Source organism: Methanobrevibacter sp. UBA417, from assembly GCF_002508845.1.
Classification (GTDB): Archaea; Methanobacteriota; Methanobacteria; order Methanobacteriales; family Methanobacteriaceae; genus Methanobrevibacter_A; species Methanobrevibacter_A acididurans.
The window spans coordinates 35,162-53,000 of record NZ_DAZC01000014.1 but is presented as its reverse complement, the minus strand read 5'-3'; the positions used below and the strand labels follow the sequence as shown (position 1 = coordinate 53,000).

Genomic DNA, 17,839 nt, shown 5'->3' with positions numbered 1-17,839 from the left:
TTATCTCCAAATAAACCAATTGTAGGGAAAAATGCATTTGCACATGAAGCTGGTATTCATGTCCAAGGAATTCTTAAAAATAGTTCTACATATGAACCTATACCTCCAGAATTAGTGGGGCAATCAAGAAAAATAGCTTTAGGTAAACATACTGGAGTAAATGCATTGAAAGCTAAAATTTCAGAATTTAATTTAGATTTAACTGAAAATGAATTTTATTCTGTTTATAAACAAATCAAAGAGTTAGGAGATAAAGGAAAAATTTTAACAGATGCAGATGTTAAATCAATAGCTATAACAGAAATCAGTACTGCACAAGAAGAAGCAATAAAATTATTAGGATTAACAGTTGTAAGTGGTGAATCAGTTTCTGCAACAGCAACAGTGAAATTATTAATAGATGATAAAATTAAAGAAACATCCGAAATAGGTGTAGGACCTATAGATGCAGCTTTTAATGCAATAAAATCATTAGTTCAAGAAAAAATAAATATTAATTTAGAAGCATATCATTTAGATGCTATAACTGGAGGTACAGATGCATTAGCAGAAGTTTTTGCAATAACTTCAGATACTAATAAAAATAAAGCTACAGGAAGAGCAACTAATGATGATGTAATAATGGCTAGTGTATTAGCTGTAATAAACTCTATAAATAAAATAATATTAATTAAAAAAAATATTAAATAAATTAATTTAAAATATTAAAAAAAAGTATTAATTAAACTAAAATTAAAAAAGATTTTAGCTAAAATACTAAAAAATATTAAATTATATTTTAGCTAAAAAATATTAAATTTTTATAATTTTTCCTGATTTTCCTTATCAATTATCTCTTTTTCTTCTTCATCACCAGAAACTTTCTGAGTATGAGATTTACTTTTTATCTTATTTTTATTTTTAATATTTTTTAAAAATCTAATAAGTAAATAAATAACCGCTATAAAGACAATTATGATAACAATAGCATAATATAAAAATACAGATGCAGGAGCTTCATTTTTTTGATTATTTAAAGAATATAAATAACCATCATGACCACTTATAAATAAACTATCACCATAAATAACAGGTGAAGCTGATATTGGATTATTGAAAAAGAAATATCCTGGATTAAAACTAAAATTACATTCTCCTGTAAATTTATTCAATATATATGCATTACCATCATTTGATCCAATAACTAAACCACCATCATATAAAGCAGGGGTAGATCGTACTTTATCTCCAGTAGAATAAGCCCATTTAAATGTTCCATCCCGAGTATCTAAACAAGACACATTACCAGAATCAGAACCAATATAAACATTATTATTATATTCATCTACGGTTGGAGAAGATAAAATTTTATCACTTGAATCATATTTCCAATTAACTGAACCATCAGTTTGATTTAATGCATATAATGTTCCATCAGAAGAACCTATAAATACTGTACCATTAGAAACAGCTGGAGAAGATCTAACTTCATCACCAGTAGTGTAAGACCATGTTTGATTTTTAGAATTAATATCTAAAGCAAGTATTTCATTATTAGTTGACCCAACATAAATTGTTTGATTAACAACAGTAGGGGAAGAAATAATTTTCCCACCAACAGATACATCATAAACATTAGAACCATCTTCGGAATTAAGCCCATAAACATGACCATTATTAGAACCAAAATAAACTGTACCATTATTTACTGAAGCTGTAGATTCTATAGGTTTAGATGTATCATATTGCCATTTTAAATTTTTATTTTGAATATCATAAGCATACATTGAACCATCTTGACCTCCTACAAATAAAGTATTATTTGCAATGACAGGTGAAGCAGTTACTTTAGTACCTAGATTATATGACCAATCTTGACTTCCATCTTCCATATCTATAGACTTTAAAATTCCATCATTTGATACAACATAAATATTGTCTCCATGAATTACAGGAGTAGAATAAATTGAACTTCCCATATTAAAAGACCATAAATTTGTAACAAAATCTGAAGCTTCTTCTAAAAAACCTTCATGACTCGCATCCTGTTGAAACATTGTCCAATCGGAAGATGCTCCATAAATAGGACTAATACATATGATTGAAATCATTAATAAAATTAATATTGATTTATTTTTTGACATAATTTATCACTTTTAAACATCCCTATTAAATCTTTTAACACCAATTAAGAAGAACAATAATGTAAATCCTAATAAAACAGCAATATCTAACCAAACATCTCCTAGGGTTTGTCCTTTAATCATTACAGCTCTCATAGCATCATTTAAATATGTTAATGGAAATACATAAGCCAATTTCTGTAAAATCCAAGGCATGGTTTCGATAGGATAAAAAACTCCAGATACAAACATCATTGGCATTGCAAAAGGCATTACTAATTGAGTATAATCTTCTTGAGTAGAGGTTCTTGCTGATAACATAATACCAAAACCAACAAAACATAATGCACCTAAGAATAATAATATTAATGTAGGAATTATTCCTCCTTTAATTGTAATACTGAATAGTATAATCGCGGAAATCAGTAAAACTACTGATCTAAACATTTCAACAGATAGCTTTCCTAAAATTTTTCCCCCAATAACTGTCGCCACACTAGTTGGTGTCATGAATAATCTAGCTAATTCACCTGTTTCTCGTTCACCAGCAATAGATGCACCCATACCCATCATACAAGACATCATAATAGTCATTCCTAAAATTGCAGGTACTAAGAAATCCATATATTTAACATTACCATAAATTCTATTTATTTGAAGATTAATTGTAGATTTAGCACTGTCCAAACTTGCAGACAAAGAACCACTAGTATCAGCATCTTCATTTACAACATTAGTGCCATTAGAACCCATAGTAGAAGTTTGTTGTGCTGTTGCCTGTTTAATAGAAAGCTGACTAAAAATACTTTGAGTAGCAGGAACTAGTGTTTGAGAACCCATTTGATCTGAAGAATCTAAGTACAATGTAGCCGTTTTTTGTTGACCATCTGAACTATCATAATTAGTAGGTAAAATAATTGCAGCTTTAACCTGCCCAGAATCCACCATTTCCTTAGCAGCATTCGTATCTGAAGTAATATTTACCACATGATAAATATCCTCAGACTTAATAGTATCTAATGTTAAATCAGTTAAATCACCATGGTCTTGAGAAACAACAACAACAGGTAAATTAGATAAATCTCCACCCATCCCATATCCAAATAATAAAATCATAATTATAGGAAATGCAATAATAGAAACTAATCTACCGGGATGTCTTCTTAAACTTAACCACTCTTTTTTAACCATCCAACTAAGTTTTTTTAATTCTAGCATAACATCACCAAATCAAGTAAAATATTTCTATGCTCTTGCATCTTTATCAACCTCTGATGTAACTTTCATGAAAACATCCTCTAATGATGGTTCTTCAGTAGAGACAGCACTAATTTTTCCATTTTTAGAAATTATAGTTTTAATAACATCATTTACAACATCATCATCAAAACTATTAATTTTTAAATTAATTCGATTATTTTCACCTAATTTAACTTCATTAACAGGTTTTAAAGCTTTAATTGAATTTATAATTTCTTCATTTTGATTTTCAATAATAAAGGACATTTTTTTCAAACAAATATTATCCTGATTTTGAGAAAGATTAATAGGTAAATTACCACCATTTTCATTGTGTACTTCATTTAAAGTATGAGAAATATTTTTTTCATATTCCATTTTTTCATCTTTTAATAAAGAATCTTTTAAACCTTGAGGAGTATCATAAGCAACTAGTTTCCCTGTGTTTATAATACCTACATTGTCACAGAGCATATCTACTTCGTGCATATCATGTGAACATAAAATAATTGTATGTCCACTATTATTTAAATCTCTAATAAGATTCCATAAGACTCTTTTAGTAGTAGGATCTAAACCAATAGTTGGTTCATCTAAAAATAAAATATCTGGACGATGAACTAAACTAGCAACTAAAGAAGCTTTTTGTTTTTGTCCCCCAGACAATTGAGAAATCAATTTATCCTTTGCATATGAAATATCCACTAAATCCATTAAATTAGATATTCTATCATTTTTTTCTTCATCTGGAATTCCATAATAATCAGAACATAACTCTGCATTTTCTCGAACAGTCAAATCCTTATATAAACTAACTGCTTGAGGAACAATTCCAATTTTTTCTCGAACTTCATTTGGATTTTCTTTTACATCAAATTCCGCGACAGATGCAGTTCCAGAAGTTGGTTGAGTTAAACAATTTAACATCTTAATTGTAGTAGTCTTTCCTGCACCATTAGGCCCCAACATTCCAAAAATAGTTCCTTTAGGTATTTTAAAATTAATTGAATTAACAGCAGTGAAATTTTTATATTTTTTTGTTAAATCAAAAGTTTCTATTGCATATTTCATTTATTCACCTCACAATTTTTATAATAAAAAGATTGATAATTACTTAATTCTTCATCAATTATCGGGTTTAAAATCATGTCTTGCATAAATTCTGACCAAATAGGATTAGAACCTACCTCATGAAATCGATATTTAACAGAATTTAAAATTATTTTTCCCTTATCAGTTATTTCATAAAATTTAACTTTCTTATGATTATCATTAATATCCCAGTACCCTTTTATAACTCCACTTTGTTCCATTTTTTTTAAAATTGGATATATTTTACTAGGGTTAGATTTTTTTAAAATATTTTCATCAATTTGTTTTTGAAAAAATAAGTCAATTTTTTTCATGATACCATAACCATGAATAGGGGATTTATTAACTTCCCATAAGATAATAATTCTATAAAAACCATTATGAATCTGCTTAATAATGTTTTTCTTTATTTTTAAGTTTTCTTCAATATCTATATCACTATATTTTTTCTCATCCATTTTTTCATCCAATTTCATGATAATTTATATTTTAAAAATAAAAAGTTATATGTTAATTTTTGATATATTAAAGTTTTATATATAAATTTAATATATATAAATGTATGGGAAGATAAAATATTTTTATTAAATTAATACAGGAGAAATGAAAAAATGAATATAGGATTTTCAACTTTAGCACTATTTATGAAACCTATAGATGAAATGTTAAATATAGCTAAAAAAGACAAATTTAACATGGTTGAAGTATTAACAGAAGGATTATATAGTCCAGAATACTTATTAAAAAACAAAAAAATGTTAGAACCATTTAAATCATATGATTTTGATTATTACTTACATGCACCTACAGTAGATTTAAACTTAGCTAGTATCAATCGAGGAATAAGAAAAGAATCCATAAGACAAACATTAAGAACTTTGGATTTGGCAAACGAAATAGGAGCAAAAGCCATAACAATTCATCCAGGGCAAATAGGAAGAATAGAAGACAGAATTAGAAAAATGGCTTTAAAATTAACAACAGCCTCTATAAAAGAATGTGTAGAGTATGCAGAAGGGATGGAAACAAAAGTATCGGTTGAAAATATGCCAGGAAAACCAAAATTTTTATGCACAAAACCTGAAGAATTAACAAAAATAGTAGAAGAAACAAATTGCTCAGTTACAATAGATTTAGGACATGCTAATACATGTGAAAACACCCCAGAATTTTTAGAAATACCTAACAGAGCATACTGCCACTTAAGTGATAATAATGGGATTAAAGATCAACATACCATATTAGGAAAAGGCACATTAGATTTAAACCTATTAAAACAAGTACAAAATGGTATATTAGAACTAAATAATTATCAAAAAGTTTTAGAAAGTAAAAAAGTATTAGAAAAAATAATAAATTAAAAATCAATGTTTAAAACTTCAGAAATATTATGAATAACATGATCGGCATGATCAAACATTTTAGGAGAAACTTCTTCTTTTTGTTCTAAAGTTAAAACAGAAATATTAGCTTTATTAAAAGCTAAAATATCATTTGGTCCATCCCCCACCATCATAACTTTAAAACCTTGATTTTGTAAATTAGACACAATTTCACATTTATTTTTAGAATCAGCTGTAGGAAAAGCATTACTCTCATCAATTTGAATTATGTTTGCTAACTTTTTAATAGCTCCAGAACGGTCACCAGATGCTATATAAACATTAACCCCATTTTTTTTAAGTTCATTTACTGTAAAAAGAACTTTAGGAAATAGTTTTCCTGCAGAAGTAATAGTATAAGCAACTTTTTGACTATTAAGATCCAATATAATAGCTGAGCCATTACATAAATGCATATTCTTAACTTTACCTCTCAAAACATCAAATGCATCAGATATATCCCGTATTATAGAAGAATCATTTTTTAATATACTCAAAACATCTTCTTTACTAACATAATAATTTGAATAACTAACATCGAATTCAATATCATATTTTTTAATCAAATCATAAATTTTAATATTTGAATCCATTTTTGTTAAACATGAAGAATCAAATTGAAGAATTACCAAAGCTGCGTCACCAATATTATCTATTAATTGAAGAGAATTAACATTAGTAAAGATTTCTCCAGTAGACAAATTTTTAATTGCTCTATACCTTTCAAGTAAAGTCCCAGAATTATCAAAAACAACTGCTTTATCACTCATAAAATCACAATAAAAATAATATATTTAATATATTATCTTAAATATTAAAAAAACTTTTTATTATAAAATATTTTACTTAAATTATTTAAACAAAAAAAACAAATCTAATTATTATTAATTAAGTATAAAAAAAATATTATAAAAATTTAACATTAATTATCAAAATTATTAAATTAGGTGTTTTAATGAATATTATTGAAAAATTAAATTCCATCAAAAAGCAAGAGTTAACTGCACAAGAAAACTTAGAAAATTATTTAAAAATTATAGATGAAAAAAATAATGAAATAAACGCTTTCATATATATAAACAAAGAAGATGCTTTAAATAAAGCTAAAGAAATAGATGAAAAAATAGATAATGGTAAAAAAGTAGGTTCTTTAGCTGGTTTAGTATTCGGTATAAAAGCAAATATTAATGTTGAAGACAAAATTATATCTGCAGCATCAAAAACACTGGATAATTATATAGGAAGCTATGATGCGACTGTTATTAAAAAAATTAAAGAAGCTGATGGGATAATTATTGGAATAACAAATATGGACGAATTTGCTGCTGGTAGTTCAACTGAAACATCTATGTATGGAACAACAAATAACCCTGCAGCACTAGGTAGAATTCCAGGAGGATCAAGTGGGGGAAGTGCAGCAGCAGTTTCAGCGAATATGTGTGATATATCAATTGGTTCAGACACTGGAGGTTCTATAAGAAATCCTGCATCACATTGTGGAGTCATTGGTTTTAAACCAACTTATGGAGCTGTTTCTAGACAAGGATTATTAGATTTAGCTATGAGTTTAGATCAAATAGGTCCTATGTCTAACGATATAACTGGTATAGCTTTAGCATTAGATACAATAATTTCATATGACCCCTCTGAATGTACAACTTTAAAGTGGGATTCACCAAATTTTACTGAAATAGCTACAAATCAAAAAGGAAACAAACCATTAGAAGGTATGAAAATAGCTAAATGTAAACAATTTAGTGACATTACAGATGCTGAAATTAATAAAATAATAGATGAATCAATAGGTAAATTAGAAGAATTAGGTGCTGAAATTATAGAAATTAACTTTAATTATATAGATTTATGTTTACCTACATATTACCTAATTAATTATGTGGAATTTTTCTCTGCAACTAGAAAATATGATGGTAGAAAATATGGACATAGGATAGAAGAAGTATGTGGAGACGAAGTTTTAAGAAGAATTAAAATGGGATCTTACATATCACAAAAAGAATTTAGTGGAAAATATTATAAAAAAGCATTACAATCAAGATCACTTATTAGAAATAATATTAACGAAATATTAGAAGATGTTGATTTAATAGTTGGTCCTACTGTTCCTAAATTACCACATAAGATTGGAGAAAAATTAACACCAATGGAAATGTATGCTTATGATACTTTAACTGTAATAGCTAATTTAGCAGGTATTCCTGCAGGAAGTATTAAAGCTGGGGAAGTTGAAGGTATTCCTGTAGGTTTACAATTACAAGCCAAACCATTAGATGATGGTAAAATTATTAAAGTAATGGCTGCTTTAGAAAATAATTAAATATTTAATATATCTCTTTTTTTTAATTTTTATTAGAATTTGATAAAATTGAATTTATAATCAAAAAAAAAGGATGCTTAGATTATAAATTAAATGAATTTTATTATTAAAAACACATTTTTAATCAAATATTCCATATAATAAAAAACTATTTTTATTTACATAAACTATTTTAAACACTTATAATATATTACAAAATATTATTTCTTTAATTCTTATTAGGATTTGATAAAGTTGAAAATTGGATTAACATATTTAAAAGGAACTGTACCTGGATTTGAAGATTTTGGTAATTTACCTACAAATTTAATAAAATCAAATGGTTTAATAAATGGGTTACCTATACATAAAGAATTAGATGCTTTAATTATACCTGGAGGAACATTAATTGAATCAAATTCATTAAATGATAATATATTTAAAGAAATTAAATTAATGGCAAAAGAAGGAAAACCAATTATTGGAATTTGTGCAGGATATCAAATTTTAGGTAATCAAATTGATATCGGTCGGAATTCACCAAGCCCCATAATAAAAAAAGGATTAGGATTAATAGATGTGGAATTTTCACCTTTAATCAGTAATGATAGAGTAACAGCTGAAGTTGTATCAAAATCTTATCTCACAGACAATATTGAAGAAGATATAACAGGTTTTCATTGCCATACATATGGTTTAGTAAAAGGTAATGCAAAAACCTTATTTTATTCACCAATTAAACGGATGAATTATGGAGATGTAGAAAATAAAATAATTTCTGGATCATTAAATGATGATGGAAATGTGATTGGAACTATGCTTCATAATTTATTAGATGAAAATCCAGAACTTGTAAAAAATTTTTTAAAATTTATAGGAGCAAATGAGAATGATATTAAAAACATTTACTCTAAAAACAAGGAATTAAAAGTTAAACTAAATAAAGAAATAGGTATTGAATCCGGTATAACAATTAAACAATTACCTAATAATGATATTAATAATCCCTTTAACGAATTTAAAAAAATAAAAGGAGATATGCCTTTATGTATTTGTATTGGGAGTATAGGGTCTGATTCAGGGAAAACATTTATAACAACAGGATTAGCAGGAGCTTTAAGACATCAAGGATTGAACGTTGGTATATTAAAAGTAGGGCCAGATGTGAGAGATACTGTAACTTCATTATATTTAACAAAAGGAAAGATGGAAGAGTATGCTTCTATTAAAATAGGACATTTAGGTTGGGTAGATATTAAAGAAACACTAAACAAATTAAAAGAATCCCAATACGATATTGTCCTAATTGAAGGAGTTATGAGCGTATTTACTGGATTTTTAAATAAAAAAACTCCATATTCTGCAGCTGAAATTTGTGCATCTTCTAACATTCCAATGTTATTAATATCTGGTGTTAATAAAGAAGGGATAGAATCTGCTGCGGTTAACTTAATTTCACACACCAAAATGCTTAATAAAATAGGGATTGATGTTAAAGGAATATTATTTAATAAAGTTTATGATATGGATATATTTAATGAAGTAAGTTCTTATGTGCAGAAAGAAACGGGTATTAATGATATATTATCTATTCCTAAAGTAAAATTAGAAAAAAGAGGAGGAACTCCAGAAATAGAAATAAGATATGATTTATTTGGTAAATTAGCATTAGAAGTTATTGAAGAACATATTAATATTCAAAAAATAGCTAAAATGGGAAATAAACCATTATTTAATAAATATTTAACTTTTAAAGAAAATAAAAGTTTTTTTTAAATATTTATATATAATTTAACAATATCATTATCTTTTAATTTTAATTTTTTTCTTAAATTATTTTTAGAAATAAATTCTAAATAGTTTTCTTCATGTGTAGTTTTATCTGGGAAAACTATAGCCCCATTTTCAGTGTCATTTAATCTTGATTTTATATATTTTACACCACCAAAACCCTCATCAGGTTTGATAGTATTATTACAATTATTTTTTATAGAATTAATCTCTTTTAATTTATCTTCAGGTATGATTATATTTAAAGTCCCTGGAAAAGGTATAAAACCACATTTTTCTTGAAATTTTAATTTATAAAATTCTTGTCCTAAAAAGTATGCACCTTTTCCATAACCTGTTGTTACTATTCCTTCAATTTCCATTATTTGCCTCAATTATTATAAAAATTAAAAATTTTAATAATTTTTTATTATTTTAAATTTATAATCTTTATTTAATAAATTTATTTATTAAAGATAAAAATTTATTTAAGTAATAAAAACATATTTGTAAAATAATAAGTTCTCAGGGCGGAGTGAAATTCTCCACCGGTGGTTATTCAAGAAAAATTTGATAAGTCCACGAGCATTGCAATTAAATTGTAAATGTTGATTTGGTGAAAATCCAAAACCGACAGTTAAAGTCTGGATGGAAGAGAATTGGAAAAATACATATATAATTTAAAGTATTTAATCTTTTTTTAAGCCCTGGTTCATGTATAAAAGAAACTATTTAGGAGACATTACTATGAATCATGAAGAAATGTTAAAAGGTACAGCTAAAGAACGTGTAGAAATAGCACTAAAATCTGTAAGAGATGGAAATGGAATCATCATAACCGATGATGAAAATCGTGAAAATGAAGGAGATATGATCTTTTCAGCTGAAAAATTAACTAATGAACAAATGGCACTTTTAATCCGTGAAGGAAGTGGTATAGTTTGTTTATGTTTAAAACCTGAAAAAGCAGACTCTCTAAATCTTCCATTAATGGTTGATAATAATACAAGTACTTATGGAACTGCTTTTACAATCACAATTGAAGCAGCTGAAGGAGTCACCACAGGAGTATCTGCTGCAGACAGAGTAAGAACTATTAAAGCAGCTTCAAAAGATAATGCTAAACCTGAAGATTTAAATCATCCCGGCCATGTATTTCCTTTAAGAGCAAAAGCAGGTGGCGTACTAGAAAGAGATGGACACACAGAAGCTAGTGTAGATATAATGAGCATGGCAGGATTAAAACCAATAGGTGTACTTTGTGAAATAACAAATGAAGATGGTACTATGGCTAGAATGCCTAGAATAATTGAATTTTCAAAGGAAAAAAACTTACCTATTGTCACAATTCAAGACATTATAAAATATAAAAAAAACAATTCATAAGCATTAAAAATAATTTTATATTATAAATAAATGTGGAATGATTTTATGAAAAGTGAAATTTATCAAACTGATGTATTAATAATTGGTTCTGGAGGTGCAGGTTGCAGAGCCGCTATAGAAGTAGCTAAAAATGGATATAAACCTGTAATTGTTTCTAAAGGTTTATCATTTAGATCTGGATGTACTGGTATGGCAGAAGGAGGATATAATGCTGCAATTGGTGCTGTGAATCCTGAAGATAATAAAAAAATCCACTTTAAAGATACATTAAAAGGTGGAAGTTATTTAAATGATAAACATCTAGTTAAAACATTAGTTGATGAATCACCTGATCGATTAAAAGATTTAGAAGAATATGGAGCATTATTTGATAGACAAGAAAATGGAAAACTAAATCAAAGACCTTTTGGAGGTCAAACTTTTAAAAGAACAATATATGAAAGTGATCGTACAGGCCATGAAATTATAACCTCATTAAAAGAAGAAATCATTAAAAGAAATATTGAAACACTTGATGAAATAATGATTACTTCTTTAATATTAAGTAAAAAAAATCCAAATTTTCCAAAAGTAATAGGAGCAGTTGGAATAAAATTAAAGGACTCTTCAACAATATTTTTCCAAACAAAATCTGTAATAATTGCATGTGGTGGAGCAGGACAATTATATCCAGTGACATCAAATACAATACAAAAAAATGGAGATGGGTATGTATTAGCATTTAATGCTGGAGCAGAAGTTATAGATATGGAAGAAGTTCAATTTCACCCAACAGGAATGATTTATCCAAAATCAAAAGCAGGAGTTCTTGTAACTGAAGCAGTAAGAGGCGAAGGTGGAATTTTATTAAATAAAAATAATGAAAGATTTATGGAAAATTATGATCCAAGAAAAGAATTAGCAACACGTGATGTTGTTGCAAGATCCATTTATAATGAAATAAGAGAGGGAAGAGGAACAAAAAGAAATGGTGTATACTTAGACATTAGCCATTTACCTGATGAAGTTATAGATAAAAAATTAAAAACCATGGTTGAACAATTTGAAGATGTTGGAGTAAATATTAAAAAAGAAAAAATGGAAGTGGCTCCAACAGCCCATCATTTCATGGGTGGAGTGAAAATAAATGATAAATGTGAAACCAATATTAAAAACTTATTTGCAGCTGGAGAAGCTAGTGGTGGTGTTCATGGTGCAAATAGGTTAGGTGGAAATGCTTTAGCAGAAACACAAGTATTTGGTGCACGTTCTGGTATTTCAGCATCTGAATGTTGTGAAAATACAGAATTTGAAATAAATAAAAAAATGATTGAAAATGAAGAATCACGTATTAATGGATTAATCAAAAAAGGAAAATATGATCCATTGAAATTGAAAAATGCATTAAAAAATATAATGTGGGAAGATGTTTCAATAATTCGTAATGAAAAAGGATTAAACAGAGCATTGAAAAATATATTAAAAATAAAAGAAGAAACAGAAGATTTAAATATTTCAAACGACTCACAATATAATAAAAAACTTATTGATGGTTTAGAACTAATAAATATGGTTGATGTAGCTATACTTGTTGTTAAATCTGCCATAATCAGACGAGAAAGTAGAGGTGCTCATTTTAGAGAAGATTTTCCTGAGACAACAGATGAATGGAAAAAAAGTATTGTTATGAGCCAATATAACATTAAATTTATACCAAGATAAAAAAAATTATTGTTAAAAAGTGTAAAGTTTATATACTATTTACAATAAATAAAATATTGCTATATATAAAATAATATTATGTATAGTACTTTTTTTAAAAAATGGTGAAAAAAATGGTGGATTAGGTTCGGGAAAATATGTTATTGTATTGGTGGTGCAATAACATATGAACCTAATATTTAAAATAACTAATTTTGAGATTATATACAAATTTTACATCTTGTTTTTAAATATAAAATAGTCTAATTAAACAAAATTTAGTAAAAATATAAAAAAAGAGAATAAATTATAAATTTTTCATTTCTAAAATAGCTTCATTAGCTAAACTCTTAACTTTATCTTCATTTAAACATAGAATCTTTTTATCTTCCATTAAAATCTGACCATTACAGATAGTGGTTAAAACATCAGATCCATTTGCTGAATAAACTAAATTAGAACTTGATATTTTACTAGCTGGAGTCATATTAATAGATTTTTTATCTAATAAAATTAAATCAGCTTTTTTACCAACTTCAATTGAACCAATATCTTTATCTAAACTTAAAGCTTTTGCACCATTAATTGTAGCCATGCTAAAAACTTGATTAGAAGGTAATACTTCGGGATTTAAATCATTTACTTTTTGAAGTAAAGAAGCAAACTTCATTTCTTCAAATAAATCAAGATTATTATTAGATGCAACACCATCAGTTCCAATTGAAACATTGACCCCCTTATTTAATAATTTTGAAACAGGAGCAATACCAGAAGCTAATTTCATATTACTACAAGGATTATGAGAAACTTGTACATCTTTTTGTTTTAAAATATCAATTTCATTATCAGATAACCACACACAATGAGCCGCTAAAACATCAGAACTTAAAAAATTTAAACTATTTAAATATTCAAAAGGTCTCATCCCAGTAGAATCAACAACATCTTTTATTTCTTTTTGAGTTTCATTCATATGAATATGAATTCCCACATTGTATTTATTTGCTTCTTCTCTAACTCTTTCTAAAAGCTCTTTAGAACATGTTACAGGTGAATGAGGACCAAACCTACAGGTTATTCTACCATTAGCAGAATTATTAAAATCCTTAATTAAATCAATATTTTCCTTAAATTCATGCTCTCTTTTTTCTTCATCACCAAAATCGATCATACCATAAGATAAAACTCCCCTAATACCTGCTTTATCAATAGCTTGAGCAACACTACCCATGTAAAAATACATATCATTGAAAGTTGTTGTTCCAGATTTAATCATTTCAACAGCAGCTAAAAGAGCACCAATATAACAATAATTAGAATTTAAATGAGATTCCATCGGCCAAATATGATCATTTAACCAAGTATTTAATTCTAAATCATCAGCTAAACCTCTAAATAAGTTCATTGAAATATGATTATGAGTATTAACAAGCCCAGGCATTAAAATTTTACCTTTACCATCAATCACTTTATCGACACTTTCATTAATATTATTACCAATTTTAGCAATTTTATCATTTTCTATTAAAACAGAACCTTGAAATTCTTTTACATTTCCCAAATCAGGATTTAAAATTGTTATATCTTTAATTAATATAGTTTTTGTTTCCATTAAATTTACCACACTTTTTTTTAATTATATAATTATGTATATAAATTCTTATTATAAAAATATTAAATCTATAAAAATTTATTTATACAATATTAAAGAAAATTAAAAATAATAAAGAAAACTAGGTAGGAGAAAAATCTAAATATGAAACTAATAATTGCAGTACCATCTAAAGGTAGAATTAGTAATCCTTCAGTAGAAATGATTGAACAAGCTGGTTTGGGATTAAAAGATTCATCAAATAGAAAATTATTTTCATCAACATATAATGAAAATATTGACATAATGTTTGCAAGAGCAGCAGATATACCAGAATTTGTTGCTGAAGGAATTGTAGATATGGGTATAACAGGGTTAGATTTAATAAAGGAAAGCAACGCCAATGTAGAAATATTAACTGACTTAAATTTCGGACAAACTAGCCTTGTTTTAGCATCACCAGAAAATTCAAAAATAAAAAGTGAAAAAGACTTAAAAGATGGAATGGCGATTGCAACTGAATTTCCAAATTTAACTAAAAAATATTTAGATTCTAAAAATCTAAAAAAAATTAAAATAGTTAAATTAACAGGATCAACCGAAATCGCACCATTTATCGGTATAGCTGATGCAATAACAGATTTAACTAGTACAGGAACTACTTTAACTATGAATCATTTAAAAATTGTAGATACATTACTTAAAAGTTCTATTAAATTAATAACTAATAAAGATATTTACACTAATGATAAAAACAAAAAAATCTTGATAGATGAAGTAAAAACTAGTATTTGTGGAGTAATCAATGCAAAACAGAAAAAATTAATTATGATGAATGTTGCTAGTGCTGACTTAAATAATGTTAAAGATGTTATGCCTGCTATGACTGGACCAACAATATCAGAAGTTTTATCTAAAATAGATACTGTTGCTGTTCAAGCTGTTGTTGATGAAGATGAAGTATTTGAATTAATTAATAAACTTAGAAAAGCAGGAGCTCATGACATATTAGTTGTACCTATAGAAAGAATTATTTAAATTAAACAGGTAAATATAATGAAATTTTTAAAATTCATATCAGAAAATAAAATAAAAAATGGATATTATGATGGTGAAAAAGTAATAGAAATTGAAAAGGATATTTTAGAATATGATGATGTGAAAATTGATAATTTAAAAAACGAATTAATTAAAAGTTATAATCTTAATGATATTAAAATTATAAACCCTGTTAATCCAACTAAAATAGTTTGTGTAGGGTTAAATTATAAAGATCATGCAAAAGAAATGAATTTAGATTTACCTTTAGAACCTAAAATTTTTATAAAACCTTCAACATGTGTAATAGGAAATAATGATAAAATAATTTATCCAAAAACTTCGAATAGAGTAGATTATGAAGGCGAATTAGCTATCATTATAGGTAAAAAAGCAAAAAATGTGACTCAAGATATTGCTAATAAATATATTTTTGGATATAGTATAATAAATGATGTAACTGCACGTGATTTAACTATTAAAGACGAACAATGGACAAGAGGTAAAAGTTTTGATAGTTTTGCTCCTATAGGTCCTTTTGTTCAAACCGAAATGAATCCTTTAAATCAAAATATTAAAGTATATTTAAATGACACTATAAAACAAGATTCAAATACTAAAAATATGATTTTTTCACCATATAAGCTTCTAGAATATATATCAAATATTATGACTTTATATCCAGGTGATGTTATAGCAACAGGGACTCCTTCAGGTGTAGGGCCAATGAATAAAAATGATATAATTAAAATATCAATTGAAGATATTGGAATTTTAACAAATGAATTAAAAGAGGATTAAATATGAAAACAGCTATAATTTATGGAACAACATATGGTACAACACATAAAGTAGCTAAAATTTTAGTTAAAGGTATTAAAGGAGAATGTGTTACAATACCTATAAATAAAGCAAAATCCGAATGTTTACAAAAATATGATTTTATTATAATAGGTGGATCTATACACAAAGGAAGAATTCAAAGCCAAATAAAACAATATACTTCAAGAAACATTAAAACATTATTAGGTAAAAATATTGGTTTATTTATTTTAGCTAATAATGATAAAGAAATCGACAAATATTTCAGAGATTCTTTTACTAAAGGATTAGTGGATTCAACTGTAACAACTGGATTTTTTGGTAATGAAATTCATCCTGAAAAAGGTAATTTAATAACTAAAAAAATAATGATTAATGAAATTGAAAATTATTTAAAAAATGATGAAGAATTACCATCACTGAAATTTGATCAAATACAAGATTTTATGAATGAGATAAATAAATTAAAAATAAGATGAAATAAGAAATTTAAAGGAGAATGATTAAAATTTTTCGTCTAAAAAATGTGATATCAATTAAAGATTTTGAAAAAGAGGATATTAATTATATATTAAATGAAGCCAATAAACTCGAAAATATTGCAAAATCTAAAGATAAGTCTGAAGCATTATCTGGGAAAATTCTTGGAATGATGTTTTTTGAGCCATCTACTCGAACTAGATTATCATTTGAAACCGCAATGAAAAGATTAGGTGGAAATTGTGTTGGTTTTCAAAATAGTAATACTAGTTCAGTTGTTAAAGGAGAAAGTTTAGCTGATACAGCTAAAATGTTAGAAGGTTATTCAGATGCTTTAGTAATTAGGCATGATTTAGAAGGAGTATCACGATTTATCTCAGAAATAGTTGATGTTCCAGTTGTAAATGCTGGAGATGGTGCTGGTCAACATCCTACACAAACTTTATTAGATTTATATACTATGAAAAAAGAATTTGGTGAAATTGAAGGATTAAAAGTAGCTTTAATTGGAGATTTAAAATATGGACGAACTGTTCATTCATTAGTTTATGCTTTAGCATTATATGGTGTTGAAATGACTTTTGTGTCACCTGAAGAATTAAAAATGCCTAAAGATGTAATACATGATTTAAAAAAGAATAATATTAGAATTAAAGAAACTAATAACATTAAAGATGTAATTAATGATGTTGATGTATTATATGTAACCAGAATACAAAAAGAAAGATTCCCTGATATTGAAGATTATTTAAAAATAAAAGGTGCATATTTAATTGATAAAAAATTAGTAGAAAACAAAAATTTAATAGTAATGCATCCATTGCCTCGTATAGATGAAATTTCAACAGATATAGATAATACTAAATATAATAAATATTTTGAACAAGCATATAATGCAATTCCTGTTAGAATGGCAATTTTAAAAAATATAATTCAAAATAAT

At 26.5% G+C, this 17,839-nt stretch carries 17 protein-coding genes and 1 riboswitch; of the genes, 10 read left to right on the top strand and 7 right to left on the bottom strand.

Annotated features, from left to right (window positions below):
- A partial coding sequence (locus BP769_RS02335) for an alpha-isopropylmalate synthase regulatory domain-containing protein (protein ID WP_413861953.1) occupies positions 1-690 on the top strand: 690 nt, incomplete at its 5' end.
- Positions 691-800: 110 nt separating this feature from the next.
- On the opposite strand, the gene BP769_RS02330 is transcribed toward BP769_RS02335, so the two are convergent.
- The 4 genes from BP769_RS02330 to BP769_RS02315 are packed head-to-tail and all read right to left on the bottom strand — an operon-like array spanning position 801 to position 4,891.
- The gene (locus BP769_RS02330) at positions 801-2,123 is read right to left on the bottom strand and encodes a PQQ-binding-like beta-propeller repeat protein (RefSeq protein WP_409198298.1); all 1,323 of its coding nucleotides are present in this window, start codon (positions 2,121-2,123) and stop codon (positions 801-803) included.
- 12 nt (positions 2,124-2,135) lie between these two features.
- The gene (locus BP769_RS02325) at positions 2,136-3,320 is read right to left on the bottom strand and encodes an ABC transporter permease (protein ID WP_413825442.1); all 1,185 of its coding nucleotides are present in this window, start codon (positions 3,318-3,320) and stop codon (positions 2,136-2,138) included.
- Positions 3,321-3,347: 27 nt separating this feature from the next.
- Positions 3,348-4,412: an ATP-binding cassette domain-containing protein gene (locus tag BP769_RS02320; RefSeq protein ID WP_413825439.1), complete on the bottom strand. Its 1,065-nt coding sequence runs from the start codon at positions 4,410-4,412 to the stop codon at positions 3,348-3,350.
- Entirely contained in the window at positions 4,409-4,891 is a 483-nt protein-coding gene (locus tag BP769_RS02315) for a PadR family transcriptional regulator (protein ID WP_409198295.1), read from the bottom strand. Before BP769_RS02315 ends, BP769_RS02320 begins: the two co-directional genes overlap by 4 nt.
- 153 nt (positions 4,892-5,044) lie before the next feature.
- On the opposite strand from BP769_RS02315, the gene BP769_RS02310 reads away from it, so the two are divergent.
- On the top strand, positions 5,045-5,794 hold the full coding sequence (locus BP769_RS02310) for a sugar phosphate isomerase/epimerase family protein (RefSeq protein ID WP_409198294.1): 750 nt from the start codon (positions 5,045-5,047) through the stop codon (positions 5,792-5,794).
- Here BP769_RS02310 and BP769_RS02305 read toward each other — a convergent pair.
- On the bottom strand, positions 5,791-6,585 hold the full coding sequence (locus BP769_RS02305; protein ID WP_409198293.1) for an HAD family hydrolase: 795 nt from the start codon (positions 6,583-6,585) through the stop codon (positions 5,791-5,793). The genes BP769_RS02310 and BP769_RS02305 overlap by 4 nt on opposite strands.
- Before the next feature lie 185 nt (positions 6,586-6,770).
- Between BP769_RS02305 and gatA the strand changes: the two genes are divergently transcribed.
- Together gatA and BP769_RS02295 are read left to right on the top strand one after the other, a co-directional pair.
- The gene (gatA, locus tag BP769_RS02300) at positions 6,771-8,150 is read left to right on the top strand and encodes an Asp-tRNA(Asn)/Glu-tRNA(Gln) amidotransferase subunit GatA (RefSeq protein ID WP_413825436.1); all 1,380 of its coding nucleotides are present in this window, start codon (positions 6,771-6,773) and stop codon (positions 8,148-8,150) included.
- A 234-nt stretch (positions 8,151-8,384) separates the two neighbouring features.
- Positions 8,385-9,905, top strand: coding sequence for a DJ-1/PfpI family protein (locus tag BP769_RS02295; RefSeq protein WP_413825433.1), 1,521 nt, complete (start codon positions 8,385-8,387; stop codon positions 9,903-9,905).
- Here BP769_RS02295 and BP769_RS02290 read toward each other — a convergent pair.
- Positions 9,902-10,282, bottom strand: a complete 381-nt coding sequence (locus tag BP769_RS02290; RefSeq protein WP_413825430.1) for a DUF120 domain-containing protein — start codon at positions 10,280-10,282, stop codon at positions 9,902-9,904. The two genes, BP769_RS02295 and BP769_RS02290, sit on opposite strands and share 4 nt — an antisense overlap.
- Before the next feature lie 134 nt (positions 10,283-10,416).
- Positions 10,417-10,563, top strand: a riboswitch (FMN riboswitch).
- Positions 10,564-10,646: 83 nt separating this feature from the next.
- Between BP769_RS02290 and ribB the strand changes: the two genes are divergently transcribed.
- Both ribB and tfrA read left to right on the top strand, forming a co-directional pair.
- Complete coding sequence (ribB, locus tag BP769_RS02285; protein WP_409198289.1) at positions 10,647-11,285, top strand: 3,4-dihydroxy-2-butanone-4-phosphate synthase; 639 nt, start codon at positions 10,647-10,649, stop codon at positions 11,283-11,285.
- 45 nt (positions 11,286-11,330) lie between these two features.
- Positions 11,331-12,986, top strand: a complete 1,656-nt coding sequence (gene tfrA, locus BP769_RS02280; RefSeq protein WP_413825427.1) for a fumarate reductase (CoM/CoB) subunit TfrA — start codon at positions 11,331-11,333, stop codon at positions 12,984-12,986.
- A gap of 286 nt (positions 12,987-13,272) precedes the next feature.
- On the opposite strand, the gene BP769_RS02275 is transcribed toward tfrA, so the two are convergent.
- Positions 13,273-14,577 carry an amidohydrolase family protein gene (locus BP769_RS02275; protein ID WP_413825424.1) on the bottom strand — a complete coding sequence of 435 codons (1,305 nt, stop codon included), beginning with the start codon at positions 14,575-14,577 and terminating at the stop codon, positions 13,273-13,275.
- A gap of 144 nt (positions 14,578-14,721) precedes the next feature.
- Here BP769_RS02275 and hisG point away from each other — a divergent pair, with 144 nt between their 5' ends.
- From hisG to pyrB, 4 genes are all read left to right on the top strand, one after another.
- Positions 14,722-15,594, top strand: a complete 873-nt coding sequence (hisG, locus tag BP769_RS02270) for an ATP phosphoribosyltransferase (protein WP_413825421.1) — start codon at positions 14,722-14,724, stop codon at positions 15,592-15,594.
- 18 nt (positions 15,595-15,612) lie between these two features.
- Positions 15,613-16,395 (top strand): fumarylacetoacetate hydrolase family protein, encoded by a 783-nt coding sequence (locus BP769_RS02265; protein WP_413825418.1) that lies wholly within the window; start codon positions 15,613-15,615, stop codon positions 16,393-16,395.
- Positions 16,396-16,397: 2 nt separating this feature from the next.
- Positions 16,398-16,895, top strand: coding sequence for a flavodoxin domain-containing protein (locus tag BP769_RS02260; protein WP_413825415.1), 498 nt, complete (start codon positions 16,398-16,400; stop codon positions 16,893-16,895).
- A 20-nt stretch (positions 16,896-16,915) separates the two neighbouring features.
- Positions 16,916-17,839: aspartate carbamoyltransferase (gene pyrB, locus BP769_RS02255; RefSeq protein WP_413861951.1), on the top strand; the 924-nt coding region annotated here is incomplete at its 3' end.